General features: G+C 68.6%; 18 protein-coding genes and 1 pseudogene. 10 read left to right on the plus strand and 9 right to left on the minus strand.

The window, feature by feature from the left end; genetic code table 11:
* The first annotated feature begins 86 nt into the window (after nt 1-86).
* Nucleotides 87-419, plus strand: coding sequence for a hypothetical protein (locus tag ACYVDG_RS31130; protein ID WP_460762995.1), 333 nt, complete (start codon nt 87-89; stop codon nt 417-419).
* A gap of 32 nt (nt 420-451) precedes the next feature.
* Here ACYVDG_RS31130 and ACYVDG_RS31135 read toward each other — a convergent pair whose 3' ends face one another.
* From ACYVDG_RS31135 to ACYVDG_RS31150, 4 genes are all read right to left on the minus strand, one after another.
* A complete protein-coding gene (locus ACYVDG_RS31135; protein ID WP_460762998.1) occupies nt 452-853 on the minus strand; it encodes a GNAT family N-acetyltransferase in 402 nt (133 codons plus the stop codon).
* Nucleotides 854-900: 47 nt separating this feature from the next.
* Nucleotides 901-1,713, minus strand: a complete 813-nt coding sequence (locus tag ACYVDG_RS31140) for a class I SAM-dependent methyltransferase (RefSeq protein WP_460763059.1) — start codon at nt 1,711-1,713, stop codon at nt 901-903.
* 63 nt (nt 1,714-1,776) lie between these two features.
* A complete protein-coding gene (locus ACYVDG_RS31145; protein WP_460763002.1) occupies nt 1,777-2,664 on the minus strand; it encodes an SURF1 family cytochrome oxidase biogenesis protein in 888 nt (295 codons plus the stop codon).
* Nucleotides 2,665-2,791: 127 nt separating this feature from the next.
* Complete coding sequence (locus ACYVDG_RS31150) at nt 2,792-3,889, minus strand: chaplin family protein (RefSeq protein ID WP_460763007.1); 1,098 nt, start codon at nt 3,887-3,889, stop codon at nt 2,792-2,794.
* A gap of 850 nt (nt 3,890-4,739) precedes the next feature.
* On the opposite strand from ACYVDG_RS31150, the gene ACYVDG_RS31155 reads away from it, so the two are divergent.
* The gene (locus ACYVDG_RS31155) at nt 4,740-5,840 is read left to right on the plus strand and encodes a CapA family protein (RefSeq protein WP_460763010.1); all 1,101 of its coding nucleotides are present in this window, start codon (nt 4,740-4,742) and stop codon (nt 5,838-5,840) included.
* Between the two features lie 132 nt (nt 5,841-5,972).
* Nucleotides 5,973-7,163 carry a DUF418 domain-containing protein gene (locus tag ACYVDG_RS31160; protein WP_460763014.1) on the plus strand — a complete coding sequence of 397 codons (1,191 nt, stop codon included), beginning with the start codon at nt 5,973-5,975 and terminating at the stop codon, nt 7,161-7,163.
* Between the two features lie 69 nt (nt 7,164-7,232).
* On the opposite strand, the gene add is transcribed toward ACYVDG_RS31160, so the two are convergent.
* A complete protein-coding gene (gene add, locus ACYVDG_RS31165; protein ID WP_460763018.1) occupies nt 7,233-8,267 on the minus strand; it encodes an adenosine deaminase in 1,035 nt (344 codons plus the stop codon).
* A 55-nt stretch (nt 8,268-8,322) separates the two neighbouring features.
* Here add and ACYVDG_RS31170 point away from each other — a divergent pair, with 55 nt between their 5' ends.
* Nucleotides 8,323-8,976 carry a hypothetical protein gene (locus ACYVDG_RS31170; RefSeq protein ID WP_460763022.1) on the plus strand — a complete coding sequence of 218 codons (654 nt, stop codon included), beginning with the start codon at nt 8,323-8,325 and terminating at the stop codon, nt 8,974-8,976.
* 68 nt (nt 8,977-9,044) lie between these two features.
* Here the strand turns inward: ACYVDG_RS31170 and ACYVDG_RS31175 are convergent, their stop codons facing one another.
* Nucleotides 9,045-10,505 carry an aldehyde dehydrogenase (NADP(+)) gene (locus ACYVDG_RS31175; protein ID WP_460763026.1) on the minus strand — a complete coding sequence of 487 codons (1,461 nt, stop codon included), beginning with the start codon at nt 10,503-10,505 and terminating at the stop codon, nt 9,045-9,047.
* Nucleotides 10,506-10,964: 459 nt separating this feature from the next.
* Between ACYVDG_RS31175 and ACYVDG_RS31180 the strand changes: the two genes are divergently transcribed.
* The 3 genes from ACYVDG_RS31180 to ACYVDG_RS31190 all read left to right on the plus strand — a co-directional run bounded on the left by ACYVDG_RS31180 (nt 10,965) and on the right by ACYVDG_RS31190 (nt 13,255).
* Nucleotides 10,965-11,555, plus strand: a complete 591-nt coding sequence (locus tag ACYVDG_RS31180; RefSeq protein ID WP_460763028.1) for a TetR/AcrR family transcriptional regulator — start codon at nt 10,965-10,967, stop codon at nt 11,553-11,555.
* Nucleotides 11,549-12,427: an alpha/beta hydrolase family protein gene (locus ACYVDG_RS31185; protein ID WP_460763030.1), complete on the plus strand. Its 879-nt coding sequence runs from the start codon at nt 11,549-11,551 to the stop codon at nt 12,425-12,427. The genes ACYVDG_RS31180 and ACYVDG_RS31185 overlap by 7 nt, the downstream gene beginning before the upstream one ends.
* Nucleotides 12,428-12,631: 204 nt before the next feature.
* On the plus strand, nt 12,632-13,255 hold the full coding sequence (locus tag ACYVDG_RS31190; protein ID WP_460763034.1) for an HD domain-containing protein: 624 nt from the start codon (nt 12,632-12,634) through the stop codon (nt 13,253-13,255).
* 9 nt (nt 13,256-13,264) lie between these two features.
* Here the strand turns inward: ACYVDG_RS31190 and ACYVDG_RS31195 are convergent, their stop codons facing one another.
* The 3 genes and pseudogenes from ACYVDG_RS31195 to ACYVDG_RS31205 form a co-directional block, all read right to left on the minus strand.
* On the minus strand, nt 13,265-14,023 hold the full coding sequence (locus ACYVDG_RS31195; RefSeq protein WP_460763039.1) for a sulfite exporter TauE/SafE family protein: 759 nt from the start codon (nt 14,021-14,023) through the stop codon (nt 13,265-13,267).
* Nucleotides 14,024-14,185: 162 nt separating this feature from the next.
* Nucleotides 14,186-15,118 carry an SPFH domain-containing protein gene (locus ACYVDG_RS31200; RefSeq protein WP_460763044.1) on the minus strand — a complete coding sequence of 311 codons (933 nt, stop codon included), beginning with the start codon at nt 15,116-15,118 and terminating at the stop codon, nt 14,186-14,188.
* Nucleotides 15,119-15,389: 271 nt separating this feature from the next.
* Nucleotides 15,390-16,175, minus strand: a pseudogene (locus ACYVDG_RS31205) (ABC transporter ATP-binding protein).
* A gap of 56 nt (nt 16,176-16,231) precedes the next feature.
* Between ACYVDG_RS31205 and ACYVDG_RS31210 the strand changes: the two are divergent.
* The 3 genes from ACYVDG_RS31210 (at nt 16,232) to serB (ending at nt 19,041) form a co-directional block, all read left to right on the plus strand.
* Nucleotides 16,232-16,993 carry a hypothetical protein gene (locus ACYVDG_RS31210; protein ID WP_460763047.1) on the plus strand — a complete coding sequence of 254 codons (762 nt, stop codon included), beginning with the start codon at nt 16,232-16,234 and terminating at the stop codon, nt 16,991-16,993.
* Nucleotides 16,994-17,135: 142 nt separating this feature from the next.
* Complete coding sequence (locus tag ACYVDG_RS31215; protein ID WP_460763052.1) at nt 17,136-17,747, plus strand: DUF1707 SHOCT-like domain-containing protein; 612 nt, start codon at nt 17,136-17,138, stop codon at nt 17,745-17,747.
* An 82-nt stretch (nt 17,748-17,829) separates the two neighbouring features.
* The gene (serB, locus tag ACYVDG_RS31220) at nt 17,830-19,041 is read left to right on the plus strand and encodes a phosphoserine phosphatase SerB (protein WP_460763055.1); all 1,212 of its coding nucleotides are present in this window, start codon (nt 17,830-17,832) and stop codon (nt 19,039-19,041) included.
* The last annotated feature ends 265 nt before the right edge of the window (nt 19,042-19,306 follow it).

Raw genomic sequence — 19,306 nt, forward strand, 5'->3', positions numbered from 1 at the left:
GACGTGGTCGTCGCAGAAGACGTAGAGTGCGGTCAGAAGGGTGTCCAGGTCTCGTTTCACACCAAGACTCTGCGGCACCCTTCGCTGTGTCCGCTACCTGCTTACACATCGGACTCACTCATCTAGCCGAACGCCGCGGCTGGTACGTCCACGCCGACACACCCATACGCACGGCGCTCGCCCACCTCCTCGCCGCCTACCGCGCCGTGGGGCACGAGCCTGACCCGGACCTGCTCGACGGCTACGCGCGCTCGGCTGAGGCGGCCGCCGCCGTCGACCTCGACGCCGTCGGGGGCATCACCGAAATCGACGAACTCTTGGAGACCGCCGTAGTGGGCACCGTCCTGGGCGACCAGCTCCTCGCGCTCCTACGGCGCTTGGCGCAGGCCAGCGAGTCCCACCGCCACCAGGGACCGTGACCCCGGATCGGCTACCGTGACCGCACCCGTCGTCAGAGCCGCATCTCGAAACACATCCGGTCCACCCCTGGGCCCTCGTAGTCCGTGTGCGGACCGGTCACGGTGAAACCGATGGACCGGTGGAAGGCGATCGAGCGCTCGTTACCCGGCGAGGTGACCGCCCGCACCACCGAGCAGCCCCGCTCGCGCGCCGCATCCGTGAAACGCCGGTACAGCTCGCGGCCCAGCCCAGAACCGCGCCGCTCGGGCGCCACCGCCATGAAGTGCACGTAGGCCTCGCCCGGCAGGGACTGCGAGGGGAAGCCCACCAGAAAACCGGTCAGCCGACCGTCGGCCTCAGCGATGAGGCTGGTGTTGTGGAAGTGGTCCAGGAACAGCCGGGGCATCAGGTGCGTGACCGGTCTGCCCCACCACTCGTCGCACACCGCCCGCATCCGCACGTGGTCCTCCGGGACCGCGGCCCGGAGCCGCGTCCCGGCGGCTACTCCGGCTTGGTCGCTTGGAAGATCGCCGTCCCGGGAATCATCCGACCCCGTACCGGCCCCCATCCGCCCCATACCTGATCATTCTCCTCTGGCCACTCCGGCTCCAGCAGGTCCCGCGGTACCAGCCCGGCCGCGACGATCCCGCGCAGCCAGTCTCCCAGGGTGTGGTGGTGCTCCACGTAGATCGCCCGGCCCCCGTCGTCCTCCTCCACGTAGGCCCGGCGGTCGAAGTAGGACTGCCGCACCTTCAGTCCGTGTTCGGTGGGGTCGTCGGGGAAGCACCACCGGATCGGATGGGTCACGGAGAACACGAACCGCCCTCCGGGTTTGAGTACACGCGCCGCCTCGGCCAGTGCGGTCTCGGCGGCGGGCACGAACGGGAAGGCGCCGAAGGCGGAGAAGACCACGTCGAAGGCGCGGTCCGCGAAGGGCATCCGCTGGGCGTCGGCCTGGACCGCGGGCAGCCGGTACCCGGTCTGCGCGTCGATGCGCCCGGAGTGTTGGAGCTGGCGCCACGCCAGGTCGAAGCCGACGACCTCGCGTACCCCCTCGGCCCGCAGCCACCGGCCGCACTGGCCGGCCCCGCAGCCGACCTCCAGAACCCTCGCCCCGCTCACGTCTCCGAGCAGGCGCGCGTCGGCCTCGTCGACCCCCTCGGGCGACCAGACGAAACCCACGTCGCCGAGGAAGTCTCCGTGTTCGGCCTGGTAGGCGTCGGCCGCACCGTCCCACCAGTACCGTCCGGCCCGAGCGCTCTCACCGCCGGCCACCATCCGCCGTTCCACCCGGCCGGGCTCCGGATAATCCATCCCGTCGTACACGCTGCTCCTAGGCTGGGCCGACTTCTGGTGTGATGCCGATGGACCACAACCCTAGGCCTGGGTCTGCTGGACCTTCTCTTCGGGCTGTGCGGATCCCTCGGATCGTGCGGGCCCGTCGGGCTGTACGGGCCCGTCGGAGGGCCCTCCGTCACGGCTCTCCCCACTGCCGGAACCTCCCGCGACCCCCGGCCCGCTGCCCTCACCGGCGTCGCGCAGCTCACGGCGGATGAGGACGACCCAGCCCACGATCGCGACGGCGGTGAACACCCACCACTGCACCGCGTAGGAAGCGCTCATGCCGGTGTCCTCCTCTTGGAGGGCGATCCGCTCCGGCGCCGGGTCGGGCACGGGGTCCTGGTCGGTCAGCTCCACGTACCCTCCGTAGATCGGGTAGGGCAGCTCGTCCGCGAGCATGTCCACGTCGACGAACATGATCTGTCCCTCGGGCATGCCGTCACGGTTGCGAAGTCCGGTGTTCTCCTCGGTCTCGCCGATCTGGAGGCGCCCGGTCACCTCGACCTCGTCCTCGGGCACGGGTGGAGCGTCAGGGGTGTCCTGCGCATTCTCACCGCGCTCGATCCAGCCCCGGTTGACCAGGGTCGCTGTGCCGTCTTCGGTGACCAGCGGGGTGAGGACGTGGAATCCCACTCCCTCGGAACCGTCCCGGTTGCGCAGCAGCACCTCGTTGTCCTGGTCCCAGGTGCCGGTGGCCTCGACCGTGCGCCAGCGGTCGTCTGCGGCGACGTCCTCCCCAACGGAGGCGAGTTCACCGACGGGGACGGCGTCCGCGGCGACGTTGTCGCGCTGCAGGTTGACCGCCGCGCTGCGCTGCTCGGCCCGGTCCAACTGCCAGAACCCCAGCCAGATGAAGGCGGGCACGAGGATCAGGACCATCGCGTGGAAGGCCATCATGCGTTTGGAGAACAGGACTTTGAGCACGTCTCCGAGGTTATGAGACGTTGTCCCGCGCTCCGCACTGCCCCCGGGTCGGCATCCGTCCCCGGTTCAGGAGGCGAGCAGATGGAAGGGGCCGCCGGGCGACCGGCGACCCCTTATACGGCGGACCTTACGCTTCGTCGGCGGTGGCCAGGGAGGCCTTGCGCTTACGGGCGAAGTAGAGACCGGCGCCACCGGCACCGACGGCGGCCAGGGCGGCGGCGACGAGGCCGCTCAGGGCACCACCGGTGACGGCGAGCTGCTCGTCGGCCTGGTCGTTCGGGGCGGGCTTGTCGTCGCCCTTGCCGGAGTCGTCCTCTTCCTTCTTCCCGTCGTCCTTGCCGTCGTCCTTGTCGTCGTCCTTGCCGTTGTCCTTGTCGCGGTCCTTGTCCTTGTCCTTGTCGTCGTCCTTGTCCTTGTCGCGGTCCTTGTCGTCGTCCTTGTCCTTGTCCTTGTCGTCGTCCTTGTCTCCGGGGTCCCCGCCGTCGGAGATCTTCTCGACGCAGGAGGCCTCGGCGATCCCGAGAACGGAGACGGCGTTGCCGCAGATGTTGACGGCGGCGTCGACCGGAACGACGACCTGGTTGCCGCTGGCCACACCACCGGAACCGTCGGTGGAGGTGGATGCGGAGTCGGCTTCGTTGTCCGGCGAGGCGTGGATGATGTTGATGATCGTGTTGCACTCGGCGCTGGCGCCGCCCAGGACGGCAACGGAGTTGCCGCAGATGTCGATGGCGGCGTCGACCGGCAGGACGATCTGGTTGCCGCTGGCCACACCACCGGAACCGTCGCTGTAGGTGCCGGCGGCGTCGTCGCCCTCCTCCTCCAGGGCATCGACGACCGCGACGCAGTCGGACTCGGAGATCCCAGCGGCGGCAACGGAGTTGCCGCAGGCGTCCACGGCGGCGTCGACCGGCAGGACGATCTGGTTGCCGCTGGCCACACCACCGGAACCGTCGGTGCTGGTTTCGTCGGTGGCGGCGCCCTCGTCACTGCTCTCGTAGAGGACCTCGGACACCTTGGTGCATTCGGCCTTCGAGATGCCGAGGACCGCCAACGAGTTGCCGCAGAGGTCGGCTTCGATGTCGACGGGAACAACGACCTGGTTTCCGCTGCCCACGCCGCCGGACCCGTCTGTCTCGGTATCGGCGAACGCCGCGCTGAACGGCGCGAGCACCAGTCCCGCGGTCAGAGCGGTGGCGAAGGAGTAACGGAGCGTGTTTCGCATAGTGCGGCTTGGACCTTTCAGGAAGACTGCCAGGGGATGCGCTGAGCGGGGCGCGGTACCGCGCGCCGGGGCCGACACCGCCGTCGCGGTCGCCCGGGGGCACACGGCGAACGGGCCCGTCCTCGGTAGCACCGGGACGGCGGGGTGGCCCGTTTCGACATACAGGGATGGTGGCCCGGGCTTTTCGGATCCCGTTCCAATGAGAACCACCAACGGACCGAAACGCTAGCAGCCAATGGGCTCGCGCACGCGTTTTCCACAAATGTTTACTCGCACCATGAACACTCTTCGAACATGTTCAGATACTAAGCGAAATCAATGCAGCTCAAGAGCTCCCATGCGCACACCCATAGCGAAGGAACAACAACTCTGAGTGATTAACTGGCTCAAAAAATTCTCTCTCGCTTTCACCGCAAGCCACTAAGGAACTTCGTAGATTCGTTTCTTCGAACCCCGATGGCGCCTCATACCCTGCACCCATATTTGCGCAGGACACACTTTATGCCCGAATTGCGAAGGACGCATCCAGGAAATCCACCCGCTGAGAGGCTCCGAGCCAACCCCGAATGCCCACCAGGAGAGCCACTTCGGGCAAGAACAACAAAACCGCTGGTCAAGGGCGCGTACCCTCGATCCAGCGGGTCACCAGCCAGCCAACGCCCCGCCAACGCCGAACAAACGAATCGAGCGACCTCCGGGGGCATGCGCCCACGGAGAGTAGGAAACCGGTGACAGGTAGGGGGCCTGCCGAGGGCATCCATCCAGTCACGACGGCCAACCGGAGTCAGCGGGACCGCGTCCTACCGGACGGACATGCCCTCTGACTCCCCCCGCCCCCACTGGAGCATGCATGCACCCGGAACGTCCGCGCCCACGCCAGCGCAGGATCGTCGCGGCCGGAGCCGCGACCCTCGCACTCGTCCTCGTCGCCGCCTGTTCCTCGGCAGACGCCCCCGAGCAGGTCGAGGAGGGGGCCGTCGAGCCCCAGGCCTCGTCCGAGCCCGCAACCGAACCCTTCACCGTCGCCTTCGGCGGTGACGTGATGTTCGAGGGCATGCTCCTACCCCTCCTCGACGACCCGGCAACCGCGCTCGACCCCATCTCCGACGAGCTCTCCGCAGCCGACCTCTCCATGGTCAACCTGGAGACCGCGGTCACTGAAGGGGGCACGCCCGTTCCCGACAAGGAGTTCGTCTTCCGCGCCCCGTCCAGCGCCTTGGAGGCCCTGGACGCCGCGGGCGTGGACGTCGCCACCGTCGCCAACAACCACGGCATGGACTTCGGTGAAGAAGGGCTGCTCGACACCCTCGACAACGCGGACGCATCCCCCGTGGAACTCGTGGGCGCGGGCCGGGATATCGACGAGGCCTACGCTCCGCACGTCGCCGAGGTCAGCGGGCAGACGGTCGCCATGTTCGGCGCCACCGACGTACTCGATGAACACCTCATCCCCGAGTGGACCGCCGCGGAGGACAAGCCCGGTCTGGCCTCCACCAAGTACGACATGAAGGAGCGGATGCTCGAGGCGGTCTCCGAGGCCGCCGACGAGTACGACAACGTCGTCACCTACCTGCACTGGGGCCTGGAGGGCGCCCACTGTCCGCTCCCGCACGCACCGGAGCTGGCGGACGAGCTCATCGAAGCGGGGTCCACGGCCGTGGTCGGCGGACACGCGCACGTGCTGTCCCCCGGCGGGTTCCAGGGCGAGGCCTACGTGCACTACGGCCTGGGCAACTTCGTGTTCTACAACTTCGAGGGGCCCACCGCGGAGACCGGCGTGCTCACCCTGACCTTCGACCAGGGCAACGTCCTCGAGGCCGACTGGGCCCCGGCCCAGATCCAGGGCGGCGTCCCGGTCCCTTACGAGGGCGATGCCGCCGATCAGGCGCACGAGACCTGGGTGGACATGCGCGAGGAGTGCGGCCTGCCGCTCGCCGGCTCCCCGGCCTGAGCACACGTCCCGAGAACTCGGCTTGGATCGTCCGCCGTCCCCGTATCCACCGATCGGAGGACCCCCGGGTCCACCGCATCCGCGGCCGGGTGGACGATCCGCCGCGACACCCTCCGGGCCCATCCTCGAACCATGCGGAACACCGAGGTACACCTTTCCAGCCCCGCCCCTCACCAGAGCGCCTCCGCCGCGGCCAGCCCGGTTCCGGCAAGCCGCCGCGTTCTGGCCCCGGACCTGGCCCGGGGCGTGATGCTCTTGGTCATCGCGCTCGCGCACGCGCACCTCTTCACCGTCCTCATCGGGGGTGAGGGTGCCGCCCCCTCCGCCACGGACCGGATCGTCACGGCGGGCACGGTCCTGTTCGTCGACTTCCGCGGCTACCCCATGTTCGCGGCGCTGTTCGGCTACGGCCTCGCCCAGATCTACCGGCGCCGGACCGAACAGGGGCACGAGTGGCCCTGGGTCCGGAGCCTGCTGCGCCGCCGCGGCCGCTGGCTCATCGTGTTCGGCGTGATACACGCGGCGCTGCTCTTCTTCGGCGACATCCTGGCCGTCTACGGGCTGCTGGCCCTGGTCTTCGCGGGGATGCTGCGGTACCACGACCGGGCACTGGTCATCGTGGCGGCGGCCTGGCTGCCGCTGGCAGCACTCCTCCACTCCTTGGTCGCCGCAGAAGAGGCGGTGACCGGTCAGAGCGGTTTTCCGTCGATGCCGGAGGGTTTCCTGAACGAACTCCTCTTCCGCCTGGGAGTGTTCGCGGTCACGGGCGCGATGATGTTCGTCAGCACCCTCGTCCCGTTCCTGGTCGGGGTGCTGGCGGGACGGCACCGCCTCCTGGAGGAGCCGGACCGGCACCTGCGCCTCCTCCGCGCGACCGCATATGTCGGCATACCCCTGTCCGTGCTGGGCGGAGTGCCCCTCGCACTGAACAAGGCCGGGGTCTGGGCGGACCCCACCCCCTTGGACGCCCTGCTCTCCGGGGGCCTCCACCAGGTGACCGGCTACGCGGGCGGATTCGGATACGCGGCCCTGATCGCCCTGGTCGCCGTCCGTCTTGCCGACCGCCAGGGCCCGGCCACCCTAGCCCTGGCCGCCTTGGGGCAGAGATCCCTGACCTTCTATCTGGCGCAGTCGGTGGCCTGGGCCGCGCTGTTCGCCTCGTACACACTCCACCTACAACTGACTTCCCCGGCCGTCGGCGTCGGCATCGCGGTGGCCGTGTGGCTGACCACCGTGATCATCGCTGACCTCATGCGCCGCCGGAACGCGCGCGGTCCGGCCGAGGCCGCACTGCGCCGTCTCACCTACGGACCGTCCCGCTGAACGCCCCGGGGCCCGAGCGGACCCGGCGTCGGCAGGGCTCAGGCCCCGGGGTTCGGGCTCCGCAAGGGCTCAGGACACCGTCAGCCCGTACCGGTCGGCCACCGCGTCGATCTCCGTCAGGAGCGCCCGGCGCCTGGCGGCACCGAGGTAGGAGGCCCGCACACCGTTACGGGCCATCCGCACCAGGCCCTCGGCGCCCACCAGGTCGTGCCCGACCCCGTACTCGCCGGTGAGGTCACTACCGAACATGGTGGGATCGTCGCTGTTGAGGGTGACCAGCAGGCCGGCATCGAGCATGGCCGGCAGCGGGTGCTCCTCGATCCGCGCCACGGCGCGGGTGCAGAGGTTGGAGGTGGGGCTGACATCCACGGGGAGCTGCTCGTCCACCAGACGCCTGACCAGCGCGGGATCCTTCATCACGTCGATCCCGTGGCCGATCCGCTCGGCACCCAGCACGTCCAGCGCCTCTCGTACCCGCTCCGGGCCGCCGTGTTCCCCCGCATGCGGCAGGCTGGCCAGCCCCGCCGCCCGCGCCCGGCCGAACACGTCCGCGTACTGTCCCAGCGGGGTCTCGACTCCACCGACGCCGAACCCGACCACGCTCGGCGGCCCGTCCCGGAGCACGGCCTCGACCGTCCTCTCGGCAGACTCCACGCCGAAGTCGGCGGGGAAGTCCGGGATCCACCTCAGCTGGATGCCGTGCTCGCGTTCAGCGTCCATCCGAGCGCGCTCGATCCCGTCGAACACCACTTTCGATGGCACCCCCCGCATGAGGTGGGCGTAGAGGCTCACGTGTACCTCCGCGTACCGCACGTTCTGTGCCGCCAGCCGCTCGGCGACGACCGAGGTCAGCAGGGCGAAGTCGGCTTCCTCCCGCAGCGTGCCCACCGACGCCAGGTAGACCTCCACGAAGTGCGGGAAGTCGGTGAAGGCATACCACTGGGTCAGCTCCGCCAAGGTGTCCGGCAGGTCCGCGACGCGGTGCCGCTTGGCCAGCTCGAAGAGGGTCTCGGCGGGCATCGAACCCTCAAGGTGGACGTGCAGCTCGACCTTGGGCAGGTCCCGGACGAGCGACCTGACGAAAGTGGGGGAATTCTGTTCCATAGTGCCAACGTAAGAGCGTGGTGGGACCGCTGGCCACCGCCGTAGCTTTACGGACATGACCTCCCGGAAGCAGAACCCGCAACCCCTCAACCCCAACGCACCGCGGCCCACCACCTCCCAGGTGACCGGCGCCCGCATCCAGATCTACGCCCAGCGCCACCCCGTCGGCTTCGCCGTCCGCGGCGGGGTGACCGCCGGAGCGGTCACCGCCCTCCTGGCCCTGACCACCGCCGCCCCGTCACTGGCCAACCCGGTCAACGTCCCGGGATGGACCCTGGTCGCGATGGGCTGCGCGACACTCATCGGCGGCCTCTCGAGCGGCCTACTCCTGTACCTCCTCGGGCGGAACATGCCCATGGTGGCGGAGACCAACGCCGCCCGGTACGCCTCGGCCAAGCTCCAAGCGGCCAGCGGCGCACCCGGCCCGGACGGCGACACCAACCGCCTGGCCCGCCAGCTGTCCGAACGTTTCGTGCACACCAGCAACCCCGTCTACTACGTGATCGCGATGGTCGTCGCCCTGGCGTTCATCGCCCTACTGCCCCTCGCCGATGTCGTCGGCCCAGGGGTCGATTTCGGAAACCTGTTCCAGTTCTCGACGGTCTTCCCGCTCGGTGTGGCGGTGACCTTTGTGTTCATGGCCCTCAAACCCCAACACGACGGCTTCAAGGCCTACCGCGAGGCCTACGACCGCTCGGTCGGCGACTGACCCCTGGCTGCGCACCGGGACCGCGGGGACCGTGCACCGGCGTGCGTGGCCCCCGGGCAGGGCCAGGATCATTCCGTCGGCAGCCCGCCGTTCACCCGGCGCGGGACGCCGAGCGGGTTGCCGTCCCTCAGCTCCGGGGGAAGCAGCGTCTGCGGCACGGACTGGTAGGTCACCGGCCGCAGGAAGCGCCGGATCGCGGTACTGCCCACCGAGGTGTGCAGGGGCGCGGTCGTCGCGGGGTAAGGCCCGCCGTGGGTCATCGCGTGCGTGACCGCCACCCCGGTCGGCCAACCGTTCCAAATCACCCGTCCGGACACCGCGGCGCCCAAGGCCAGCAGGGCAGGAGCCATCGGGTCGTCCTCCTCACCGTGGACGGTGACGGTGAGCTGCCCGTGCAGGGCACCGCCCACCTCCAACAGACGGCGTTCGTCGGGGTAGGCGACCACCAGGGTGGCGGGGCCGAAGCACTCGGCCAACAGGGCCTCGGAGTGCTCCAGGAGGGAGTCCAGGTCCGTTCGGAGCAGCGTGTGCGACCAACCCTCAGCGGTGTCCCGTCCCCGGACCAGCACCTCCGTGTCCGGATGTTCGGTCAGCGCTTCGACGCCCCGGCCGAACCCGTCGGCCACCCGGTCGTTGAGCAGCGGTGCCGCCTCCCTGCTCTCGAGGTCGGTGACCAGTGCGTCCAGCTTGGCGCCCTCGGGGACGAACACCACCCCGGGTTTGGTGCAGAACTGGCCGACACCCATCGTGGCCGAGCCGGCGTAGCCCTCCAGGATCTCGTCACCGCGGGCGGCCATGGCGGCCCGGGTCACGAAGACCGGGTTGACACTGCCGAGCTCCCCGTAGAACGGGATCGGGTCCGGGCGCGAGGCGGCGAGGTCGTACAGGGCGCGCCCACCGGGAAGGGATCCGGTGAATCCGACCGCCCGTGTCTGCGGGTGCGTCACCGCCCGCTTGCCCGCCTCGAAGCCGTTCACCAGGGAGAACACACCTTCGGGTGCGCCCGAGTCCTCGAGCGCGGCGCTGACGAGCTCCGCGGTGCGCCGGGCCAGTTCGGGGTGGCCGGGGTGTGCCTTGACCACGACCGGACACCCGGCGGCCAGGGCGGAGGCGCTGTCGCCGCCGGCCGTGGAGAAGGCGAAGGGGAAGTTGCTGGCACCGAACACCACCACCGGGCCGAGCGGAACGAGCAGGCGCCGCACGTCCGGCCTGGGTGTGCCCCAGCCCGGGTCGGCCGGGTCGACCATCGCCTCCAGGAACGCGCCCTCCTCCAGAACGTCCGCGAACAGGCGGAGCTGGAAAGTGGTCCGGGCGAGCTCGCCTCGGCAGCGTGCCTCAGGGTAGTGGGCCTCGGCCATGGCCACGGGAACGAGATCGTCAGCGGCAGCGTCCAAGGCCTCAGCGACGGTCCGGAGCGAGCGGGCACGTTCGGAGGCGGAGAGTGCCCCGAAGAGTGGCGCGGCGGCGGCCGCACGCGCCATGACGGCGTCGAGTTCATCGGGTGTGGTCTCGGGGGCTTCGGTGGTCATGCCAGAACCTCCTGGAGGGTTACGTGCACCGTCTCGGACACTGGCACCACGATGTCACGCCCATCCGGATCGGGCAGAGTTCACCGTTCGAAACGCAACAATCCAACTACACAGAGCGACATTCGGGGACATGGCAGACGATGGGGATATCTACACCCCAGCACCAAGCACCCGCTCCCACCTCGGAAAACAACAGCTCCGTCGCTCAAGGGCAGCCTCACCCGAAGTTCCTGAGAATGAAACTGCATTTTCCCCGGAACCAGGTGATTCCGGAACGGCATCATAGGCGGTGTGATGACTAATTCCCGAAGCTCAACGCCCCCGCGCGCGCGCAGGTCCCCCGAAGGACCGAACCCATCCTCCGCGTCGCGTGAGAGCCGTGGACCTGCCGGCGTCACCCACGACGAACTCTCGTTCGCCCAAGCACCTCTGCGCAGGCTCCCGGCCCAACAGCGCAGCATGGTCCGGGTCCAACGCATGCTCGACTGCTGCGCCGACCTCCTGGACGAGGTGGGCTACGCCAATCTGTCCACCACCCGGATAGCCGAACGCGCCGGCGTGGCGATCGGCTCCGTCTACCAGTTCTTCCCGGACAAGAAGGCGATCACCCAAGCCCTGGGACTCCGCTTCCTAGACCAGTTCAGCGCCCGGGTCACCGAACGCCTGGCCGACGCTTCCTTCACCCACTGGACCGTCGCCGTCGACGCGATCATCGACGAGTACATCGACATGCACCGCAACGTGCCGGGGTTCCGCAGCCTGCACTTCGGTGACATAGTCGACCCACGGCTTCTGAACGGCGGGAGCGACAACAACCGAGTCATCTCCGTGCGGCTGCGGAAGATCATCGTCTCCGTCACCGGGATACCCGACGACGACGAGCTCGACCGCGCCATCCACGTCGCCGTCGAGGCCGCCGACGCCGTTCTCAAGCTCGCCTTCCGCGACAATCCCGACGGAGACCCTGCCCTCGTCCACGAGGCCAAGTGCCTCGTCAGTGGCTATCTGTCCCACTTCTCCGAACGCAAAGGAGGCAATCAACCGTGGTAGTAGACGCGCCGGCCCCCTCCCGTCCGGTCACCGGGACCGCCGCGGGCGTGCCTTTCCTCGCGCTTCCCCCAGCCGTGGCCACCGATGCCCCGGCACCGCTCGTCATCGGCCTGCACGCCTTCGAACCACCGCGCAGTGAGTCGGCCCTGGCCGGGGCCGTCCCCATGGCCTCGCTCCCGGCCTGGCGCGTCTACCTCGGGCTGCCCCTCTTCGGCGCCCGCCTGCCCGAGGGCGGGGTTGCCGAGATCAACCGGCGGGGGGAGCGCGACTACCTCGTCGAACTCTTCGCCCCCGTGGTCGAGGAAGCCGCCGCCGAGCTCCGCCGCGTCACCGAGGAGCTGCGCACCACCTTTCCGGTCACGGACTCCCCGGTCGGCCTGGTAGGCGTGGGTGCCGGGGCCACCGCCGCCCTCCTCACCCTGGCCGAGGACCGGCTCCGGGTGGGCGCGGCCGCCGCCATCAATCCCATCATCGACCCCGCCCATCTGGTCGCCGCGCGCGAGCGCCGCACCGGAAGCCCGTACCGCTGGAGTGCCCGGGCCCAGCAGACGCGGGGCTGGCTGGACTTCACCGCCAGAACCGAGGAGATCTCGCACACCGCGGCTCCACTGCTCGTCGTCAGCGGAGGCCGGGACGAGGTCGCCCCGCCCGAACACGGCCGAGCCTTCCACGACCACCTGCGCACACAGGGGGAGGAGCATGCGCTCCGTCACATCGTGGTGCCCGACCTGGCCCACGCGATCGGCCCCGAACCGGGCCTCGAACCCGGTCCGCTCACCCCCGCGGGGGTGCTCACCGACCGGGCACTCACCGAATGGTTCCACCAGCACCTGACGCCTTCCCCGCAGGTCCGGGGCGCCTCCGACGCCTGAGCGGCCCCGAGCTCCGCCCTGGCCGCGGCCGCAGAGCACGGTGGCGCGCGACGTTCACCCGCCGCACCCCCACACCTTTCCCCGAGTCCGCTTCCCGGATTCCGCCGCGACAGCCAGTACACGTTCCATGGGATCATCCAGGGGTGACCGCCTCCGCGGTCCCACCTGATCCGTTTCGACTCATCCACCAGGAGGGCGAACCACGTGACGGAACCGGCACCGGTCTTTGCCAGCGGGGTCGACAACGAGCGGCTGAACGCGCAACTGCGCTTCATCCTCGAAGTGGACAAACTCAAGCGCGTCCTACGGCAGAACCTGCTGGTGGACGGCTCCCGTAGGGAGAACTCCGCCGAACACTCCTGGCACCTGGCTCTGTCTGCTCGAACCTTCGCCGAGCACGCGCCCAAAGGCACCGACATCGAACGTGTCACCGAGATGCTCGTCATCCACGACATCGTCGAGATCGACGCCGGCGACACCTTCCTCTTCGACCAGAAGAACGCCGAGACCCAGGCCGCCCGCGAGCAGGCCGCAGCCGACCGGCTCTTCCCGCTCCTCCCCGAGGACCAGGCCGCTCGCGCCCGCGAACTCTGGGACGAGTTCGAGGCCCGCGTCACCCCTGAGGCACGTTTCGCGCGCGCCGTGGACCGGCTGTCCCCGATGCTCGCCAACTGGCACAACGAGGGCGGCGCCTGGGTCAGGTTCGGTGTCACCCGGGCCGAGGTCGTCGAGAAGGTGAAACTGATCTCCGAGGGCTCCGAGGCCTTGGGGTCCTACGCCACCGCCCTGATCGACGACGCCACCCGGCGCGGCTACCTCCGCACCTGAGACCTCCGGTCAGACCCGGCCCAGGACCAGCTGAACGGCCGCGGTCAGTCCCACGATCACCACGCACACGCGCAGCGCCGTCGGGCTGAGCTTCCGGCCGTACGTCGCGCCCAGGTAGCCGCCGACGATCGTGCCGGCCGCGATGAGGAGCACCACGGACCATGCCGGCGAGGCGAGCACGATGTAGAACACGGCCGCTGTGCTGTTGGCGATGGTCGTGAGGGCGTTCTTGAGCGCGTTGATCCGCTGGATGTCGTCGTCCAACGCGGTGCCGAGGATGCTCAGCAGGATGATGCCCTGGGCGGCGGCGAAGTAGCCGCCGTAGGTGCCGGTCGCGTAGGCGCCGACCGGCAGCCAGGGGCCGCCGTCCCGGGCCGCGGGCTTGCGGGAGCGGACCCATTTGGTGATGCGCGGCTGGAAGATGATCAGCACGCACGCGGCACCGATCAGGAACGGCACCACGGTCTCGAAGACACCCGAAGGCAGGTTGATCAGCAGCAGTGCGCCCGTCATCGCGCCCAGGAAGGACATGCCGCCGAGGCGGATCAGCCGGCGCTTCTGCCCCGCCAGCTCACGTCGGTAGGCGATGGTGCCGCTGAGCGTCCCCGGAGCCAGGCCGATGCTGTTGGAGACGGTCGCGGTGATCGGCGGGTAGCCGAGCGCGAGCAGTACCGGGAAGGTGAAGAGGGTCCCCGAACCCGCGATGGCGTTGATGCCTCCGGCCGCCACACCGGCCAGAAGGATGGCCACAGCCTCCCAGAGTTCCATCGTGCCGCTTTCCGATCCGCTGCTCCCCGACGGTCGAGGGCCAGAACAGACTACGAGACCGGAGTGTCCGATCATCGGGCCGGGTCATTACTAGCCACCAAAAGTGAGGAGGGCCTCACCGCGGCGGGGCCCTCCTGAAGACCGGTCGTTGAAGGTCGGCGGTCAGCTCGGCAACTTCACGACCTCGTTCTGGATGCGCTCGAAGGCGGTGCTGACACCCTGTAGCGCCTGCCCCATCTCCGCGGGGACGATCCAGACCTTGTTGGCGTCGCCCTTGGCGATCTCCGGGAGCTTCTGCAGGTAGTGGTAGGCCAGGACGTCCGGGTCGACCCGGCTCGTGTGCAGTGCCTTGAACACCATGTGGATGGCGTCCGCCTCACCTCGGGCCCGCGTGGTCTGGGCCTCCGCGTCGGCCTTCGCGGTGAGCGTCTGCGCCTCGGCATCACCCTTCGCCTTGAGGACGGAGGCGGAGCGTTCACCCTCGGCCCGCAGCACCTGGGCCTGCTTCTCACCCTCGGCGCTGAGCAGCTCGGCACGCTTCTCCCGGTCCGCCCGCATCTGCATCTCCATCGCCTCCTGCACGGAGGACGGCGGTTCGATGCCCTTGAGCTCGATCCGGCTGATCTCGATGCCCCAGTCCCGCGTGGCCTCGTCCAGAACGGACTTCAGCTCGCGGTTGATCTGGTCACGTGAGGTGAGGGTCCCCTCCAGGTTCATGCCACCGATGACGTTACGCAGAGTGGCGAGGGTGAGCTGTTCGACGGCCTGGATGAAGTTGGCGACCTCGTAGGTGGCCCGGTAGGCGTCGGCCACACGGATGTACACCGCGGAGTCGACCTCGACCGCGAGGTTGTCCTCGGTGATGGCCGACTGCGGCGGGAAGCTGACCACCTGCACGCGGCGGTCGATACGTTCGCGTACCTGGTCGACGCCGGGGATCACGATGTTGAACCCGGAGCTGAGCGTCCGATGGAACTTACCGAAACGCTCGACCACGTCCTCCATCGAGTGCGGAACGATTCGCACACTGCGCCAGAAGATGATCAAGAGGACAGCGACGAAAAGAGCGACGATGATGATCGGGGCCGGATTCATCGGCGACCCCTCCCAGCAGCGAACCGGGTGGCGGTGTTCGACAACGGCATCTGGGGCGGCTCCGGATCTCCTGACGGGGGTGGCAGGCAGCGTGCGAGCGGACCGCACCCTCGCGGCCTCGCCCCAGGGGATGATCACAAAGCGCGCCGAAATAGAGCGATCCGCTCACTGAACGTTGACGTTACCCCATATCCACCCGGGGCAACCATATTCGGACGGAAATAGGATTTACGGACTATAGCTTTCCGCCATAAATACAACCCCTATAGTCCTAGACGGCCCTGGCGGTCCAGCGGTCCCCGTCCCGTTCCACCTTGAGGGGCAGGCCGAAGGTCTCGCTGAGGTGCTCTGCGGTCATCACCTCGTCCAACGGACCGGCCTGAACGACACGACCGTCGCGGATCAATAGACCGTGGGTGAAGCCCGGCGGGATCTCCTCGACGTGGTGGGAGACCACGACCAGCACGGGGGCGGCCTCGTTGTTGGATAGTTTGCCCATGCGGCGCAACAGGTCCTACCGGCCGCCCAGGTCCAGCCCGGCCGCGGGTTCGTCGAGGACCAGCACCTCCGGGTCGGACATCAGCGCGCGGGCGATCAGCACCCGTTTGCGCTCGCCCTCGGAAAGCGTGTGGAAGTAGCGGTCGGCCAGATCACCGACGCCCCAGTGACCCAGCAGCGCACGGGCCCGGCCGTAGTCGGGGGTCCCGTACTCCTCACGGAACCGGCCCACATAGCCGTAGGCGGCGCTGAGGACCAGGTCGATGACGGGCGTGTCCTCTTCGATCTTGGCGGACACAGAGGCACCCGCGTAGCCGATCAGCGGCCGCAGCTCGAAAACGTCCACGCTCCCGAGGTGTTCCCCGAGGATCTCCACCTTGCCCGCGGTCGGAAACAGCTGGCTCGAGGCCACGTTCAGCAGGGTGGTCTTCCCAGCGCCGTTGGGCCCGAGGATGGCCCAGCGCTCACCCTCCAGTACCGACCAGTCGACCCCGTCGAGCAGGTTCGCCCCGCTGCGCCGCACCGTGACCCCGTTCAGGCCCAGAACACGCCCGTCCATCGTTCTCCTTCTCGTCACGTCCCACGCCGGTGCACGGGCCGCCCTACCCTGAAGTAATGCATTTGACGTCCGCACCGCTCGTCGCCTGGGGCAACGCCTGGCTGTCCGGACACGTGGGCCTGGACGACGCCGTCGACGCCGTCGAACGCCGGAGCGGCCCCAACCTGATCGGGACAGTACCGCCAGGGGACCTGCCGTTCGACAGCGGTGTTTCGCTGCGTGCCGCACTGGTGCACCTTCGCAGCCTGGGGTTGTCCGCGTTCCGGTTGGCCCTGCCCGCCCGGGGGGACCCGTTCGGGCTGGTGGGCCCGGCCGAACTCAACCAGGCCGCCATCGAAGCTCAGGAGGGGGTACTGGTGCAGCTCACCGAACAGCAGATGGGCATGGTGCCCTCTGCCGACCGGCGTGGTTCATCCTACGTGGGCGTTTCGTGGATCCCGTATCGGGCCAACGACGCCGCCCCCCAAGTCCCAGACTTGGCCGAGGCCGAACGGCACCTGAAATTGACCCTGGTCCGCGTCGCCGAACAGCTCGAGGGAGTGGACGACGTGGCCTCCTTCACTCCCGCCGTGCACGCATCGCTCGGAGACCTCGGGGATTCCGGGGTACCCCCACTCGCCCACGGCTACCCGCCGCGCGCCCACAGGGTCGCGGCACAGGCCGATCGGCTGGGCAAGGTGGTGGAACTCGCCGAACCCGGCTCCGGTCGCGGCATCAGCGCCCACCAGGCGCGTCTGCGCGCGGAAGCCCTGCGAGACCTGGACGCCGCCGTCCGCCGCGCCCAGGTCGCCGCACACGCTGCTATAGAGCTTCCCTGAATAAAGTGCGACCCTGGTCGAGGAGTGAGGAATTCTCGGGGTCGAGCCAGGGGGATTACCTGATCCGCGGCCGACCGTTCACACCCATACTTGGATGGTGAGGCCGTTCGTGGCCGACCCTTAGAGGAGGAGAGCCGCCATCATGCAGCCCGAGCACATCCGAGCTTCCGACGCGGACCGGGACAAGGTTGCCGAACGGCTCCGTGAAGCCATGGCCGAAGGCCGGCTCACCCCGGTCGAGCACGAAGAGCGGCTGGACACCCTCTACAAGGCGAAGACCATCGGCGAGCTGACCCCGATCGTCTCCGACCTACCCGGCTCGTACTCTCCCCGTCCCGACCACGACATGGAAGTACTGGGCAGCGAGGCCCGTGACCTCGCCGGCCAGAGCAAGGGCTCCGAGAACCTCGTAGCGGTCTTCGGCGGCTGTGAACGCCGCGGCCGCTGGCTGGTCGAGCCGCGCACGAACGTCTCGGTCCTGTGCGGCGGCGTCGAACTGGACCTGCGCGAAGCGGTGCTGAGCCAGCACGAGGTCACCATCCAGCTCGCGGTGATCCTCGGGGGAGTGGATATCAAGGTGCCCCACGGCGTCCGCGTGATCAACAACACGTCCGCGATCCTCGGCGGCACGGACCTACACGGAACGGATCAAGTCACGGATCCGAACGCACCAGTTGTCCACCTGACCGGGACTTGCATGCTCGGTGGTGTCGACGTCAAAGCCAAGAAGGTCAAGAAGAAGCGCCGCAAGTGACGTCCACATAGTGGACGAGCTGCGAAAACCTCAGCCCCGAACCGCCACTCCCGTCCCATGGCCAAGTAACGTGGACAGCGCCATGAGTGATGAATCCACGTTGTTGGTCACGGTGACCGGACACGACCGTCCGGGCATCAGTGCACGCCTGCTGAGCACCCTTTCCGTCTTCCCGGTCACCATCATCGACCTCGAACAGGTCGTTCTGGGCAACCGTCTCGTCCTCGGCACCGTCCTGGAAGTGGACGAACGGGTCGCCCCCGGGGTCAGCCGCCAGCGCGTCTTCGAAGAGGTCCGCGCGGCCCTGGACAAGACCACCGTCGACCTCGACATGGAGGTCGAATACGGCGACGGCAACGGCCGCGTCAACGATGTTTCCTCCGAGCGACTCCACGTCACCGTCCTAGCCGATCCCCTCCGCCCCGGAGCCCTAGGCGCCATCACTTCCTGCGTGGCCCGCTCCGGAAGCAACATCGACCGCATTGAGCGGCTCTCCGGCTATCCCGTCACCTCCGTGGAGATGGAGATCTCCGGCGGCAACCCGGACCAGCTCCGCGCCGAACTGGCCATGGAGTCCGCCACCCAAGGGGTGGACGTAGCCGTCCAGTCCAGCGGCCTGCACCGCCGCGGCAAGCACCTCGTCATCATGGACGTCGACTCGACCCTGATCCAGGGCGAAGTCATCGAACTCCTCGCGGCCCACGCCGAATGCCAAGACGAAGTCGCCAAGGTCACCGAGGAAGCCATGCGCGGCGATCTGGACTTCGAGGAATCCCTTCGCCGCCGCGTTGCCCTACTCAAGGGCCTGGACGCCTCAGCCATCGACCGCGTCCGCGAAGAAATCCAACTCACCCCGGGCGCCCGCACCCTGGTCCGCACCCTGAAGCGCCTCGGCTACGAGTGCGGCATCGTCAGCGGCGGCTTCACCCAGATCACCGACGTCCTCGTCGAGCGCCTCGACCTCGACTACTCGGCCGCCAACACCCTCGAAATCATCGACGGCAAACTCACCGGCGAACTCCTCGGCCCCATCATCGACCGCAAGGGCAAAGCAACAACCCTCCAGCGCTTCGCCGAGGAATCCGGGGTCCCCCTGGCCCAAACCGTCGCCATCGGCGACGGCGCCAACGACCTCGACATGCTCCAAACCGCAGGTCTCGGAGTGGCCTTCAACGCCAAACCAGTAGTCCGCCGCCAAGCGGACACCTCCGTGAACCTGCCTTACCTGGACACCATCGCCTTCATCCTGGGCATCACCCGCGAAGAAATCGAAGCCGCCGACCTCCACGGCTAACGCAAACCCCAGCCCCAGCAGCCACAACCTTTCAGTAACCGCACCCCTGCAAACGTAGAACGCACACGCCAGTCACGGTAGGTGGGGCTCTGTGCGCGGGGCCGCGGTGGGCTGGGGTTTGCGAGCAGGGCCGCGGTGGGCTGGGGTTTGTTGTTGGGTGCGGGTTGCCCCGTTTCCTGCCGCCCGATGGTGGCCGTCTCCGCTGCGCGCCTCAAGGTCGTCGCCATCGAGCGCTTCGCGCGTCGAGGGGCGCTCCACCTTGACC

The organism is Nocardiopsis oceani (assembly GCF_054777395.1).

Bases quoted from the DNA above. Each gene is read 5' to 3' on its own strand.
- ACYVDG_RS31135 (WP_460762998.1), bottom strand. From the start codon at position 853: ATGCGGGCGGTGTGCGACGAGTGGTGGGGCAGACCGGTCACGCACCTG.
- ACYVDG_RS31140 (WP_460763059.1), bottom strand. From the start codon at position 1,713: ATGGATTATCCGGAGCCCGGCCGGGTGGAACGGCGGATGGTGGCCGGC.
- ACYVDG_RS31150 (WP_460763007.1), bottom strand. From the start codon at position 3,889: ATGCGAAACACGCTCCGTTACTCCTTCGCCACCGCTCTGACCGCGGGA.
- ACYVDG_RS31155 (WP_460763010.1), top strand. From the start codon at position 4,740: ATGCACCCGGAACGTCCGCGCCCACGCCAGCGCAGGATCGTCGCGGCC.
- ACYVDG_RS31160 (WP_460763014.1), top strand. From the start codon at position 5,973: ATGCGGAACACCGAGGTACACCTTTCCAGCCCCGCCCCTCACCAGAGC.
- add (WP_460763018.1), bottom strand. From the start codon at position 8,267: ATGGAACAGAATTCCCCCACTTTCGTCAGGTCGCTCGTCCGGGACCTG.
- ACYVDG_RS31170 (WP_460763022.1), top strand. From the start codon at position 8,323: ATGACCTCCCGGAAGCAGAACCCGCAACCCCTCAACCCCAACGCACCG.
- ACYVDG_RS31175 (WP_460763026.1), bottom strand. From the start codon at position 10,505: ATGACCACCGAAGCCCCCGAGACCACACCCGATGAACTCGACGCCGTC.
- ACYVDG_RS31180 (WP_460763028.1), top strand. From the start codon at position 10,965: ATGGTCCGGGTCCAACGCATGCTCGACTGCTGCGCCGACCTCCTGGAC.
- ACYVDG_RS31195 (WP_460763039.1), bottom strand. From the start codon at position 14,023: ATGGAACTCTGGGAGGCTGTGGCCATCCTTCTGGCCGGTGTGGCGGCC.
- ACYVDG_RS31200 (WP_460763044.1), bottom strand. From the start codon at position 15,118: ATGAATCCGGCCCCGATCATCATCGTCGCTCTTTTCGTCGCTGTCCTC.
- ACYVDG_RS31210 (WP_460763047.1), top strand. From the start codon at position 16,232: ATGCATTTGACGTCCGCACCGCTCGTCGCCTGGGGCAACGCCTGGCTG.
- ACYVDG_RS31215 (WP_460763052.1), top strand. From the start codon at position 17,136: ATGCAGCCCGAGCACATCCGAGCTTCCGACGCGGACCGGGACAAGGTT.
- serB (WP_460763055.1), top strand. From the start codon at position 17,830: ATGAGTGATGAATCCACGTTGTTGGTCACGGTGACCGGACACGACCGT.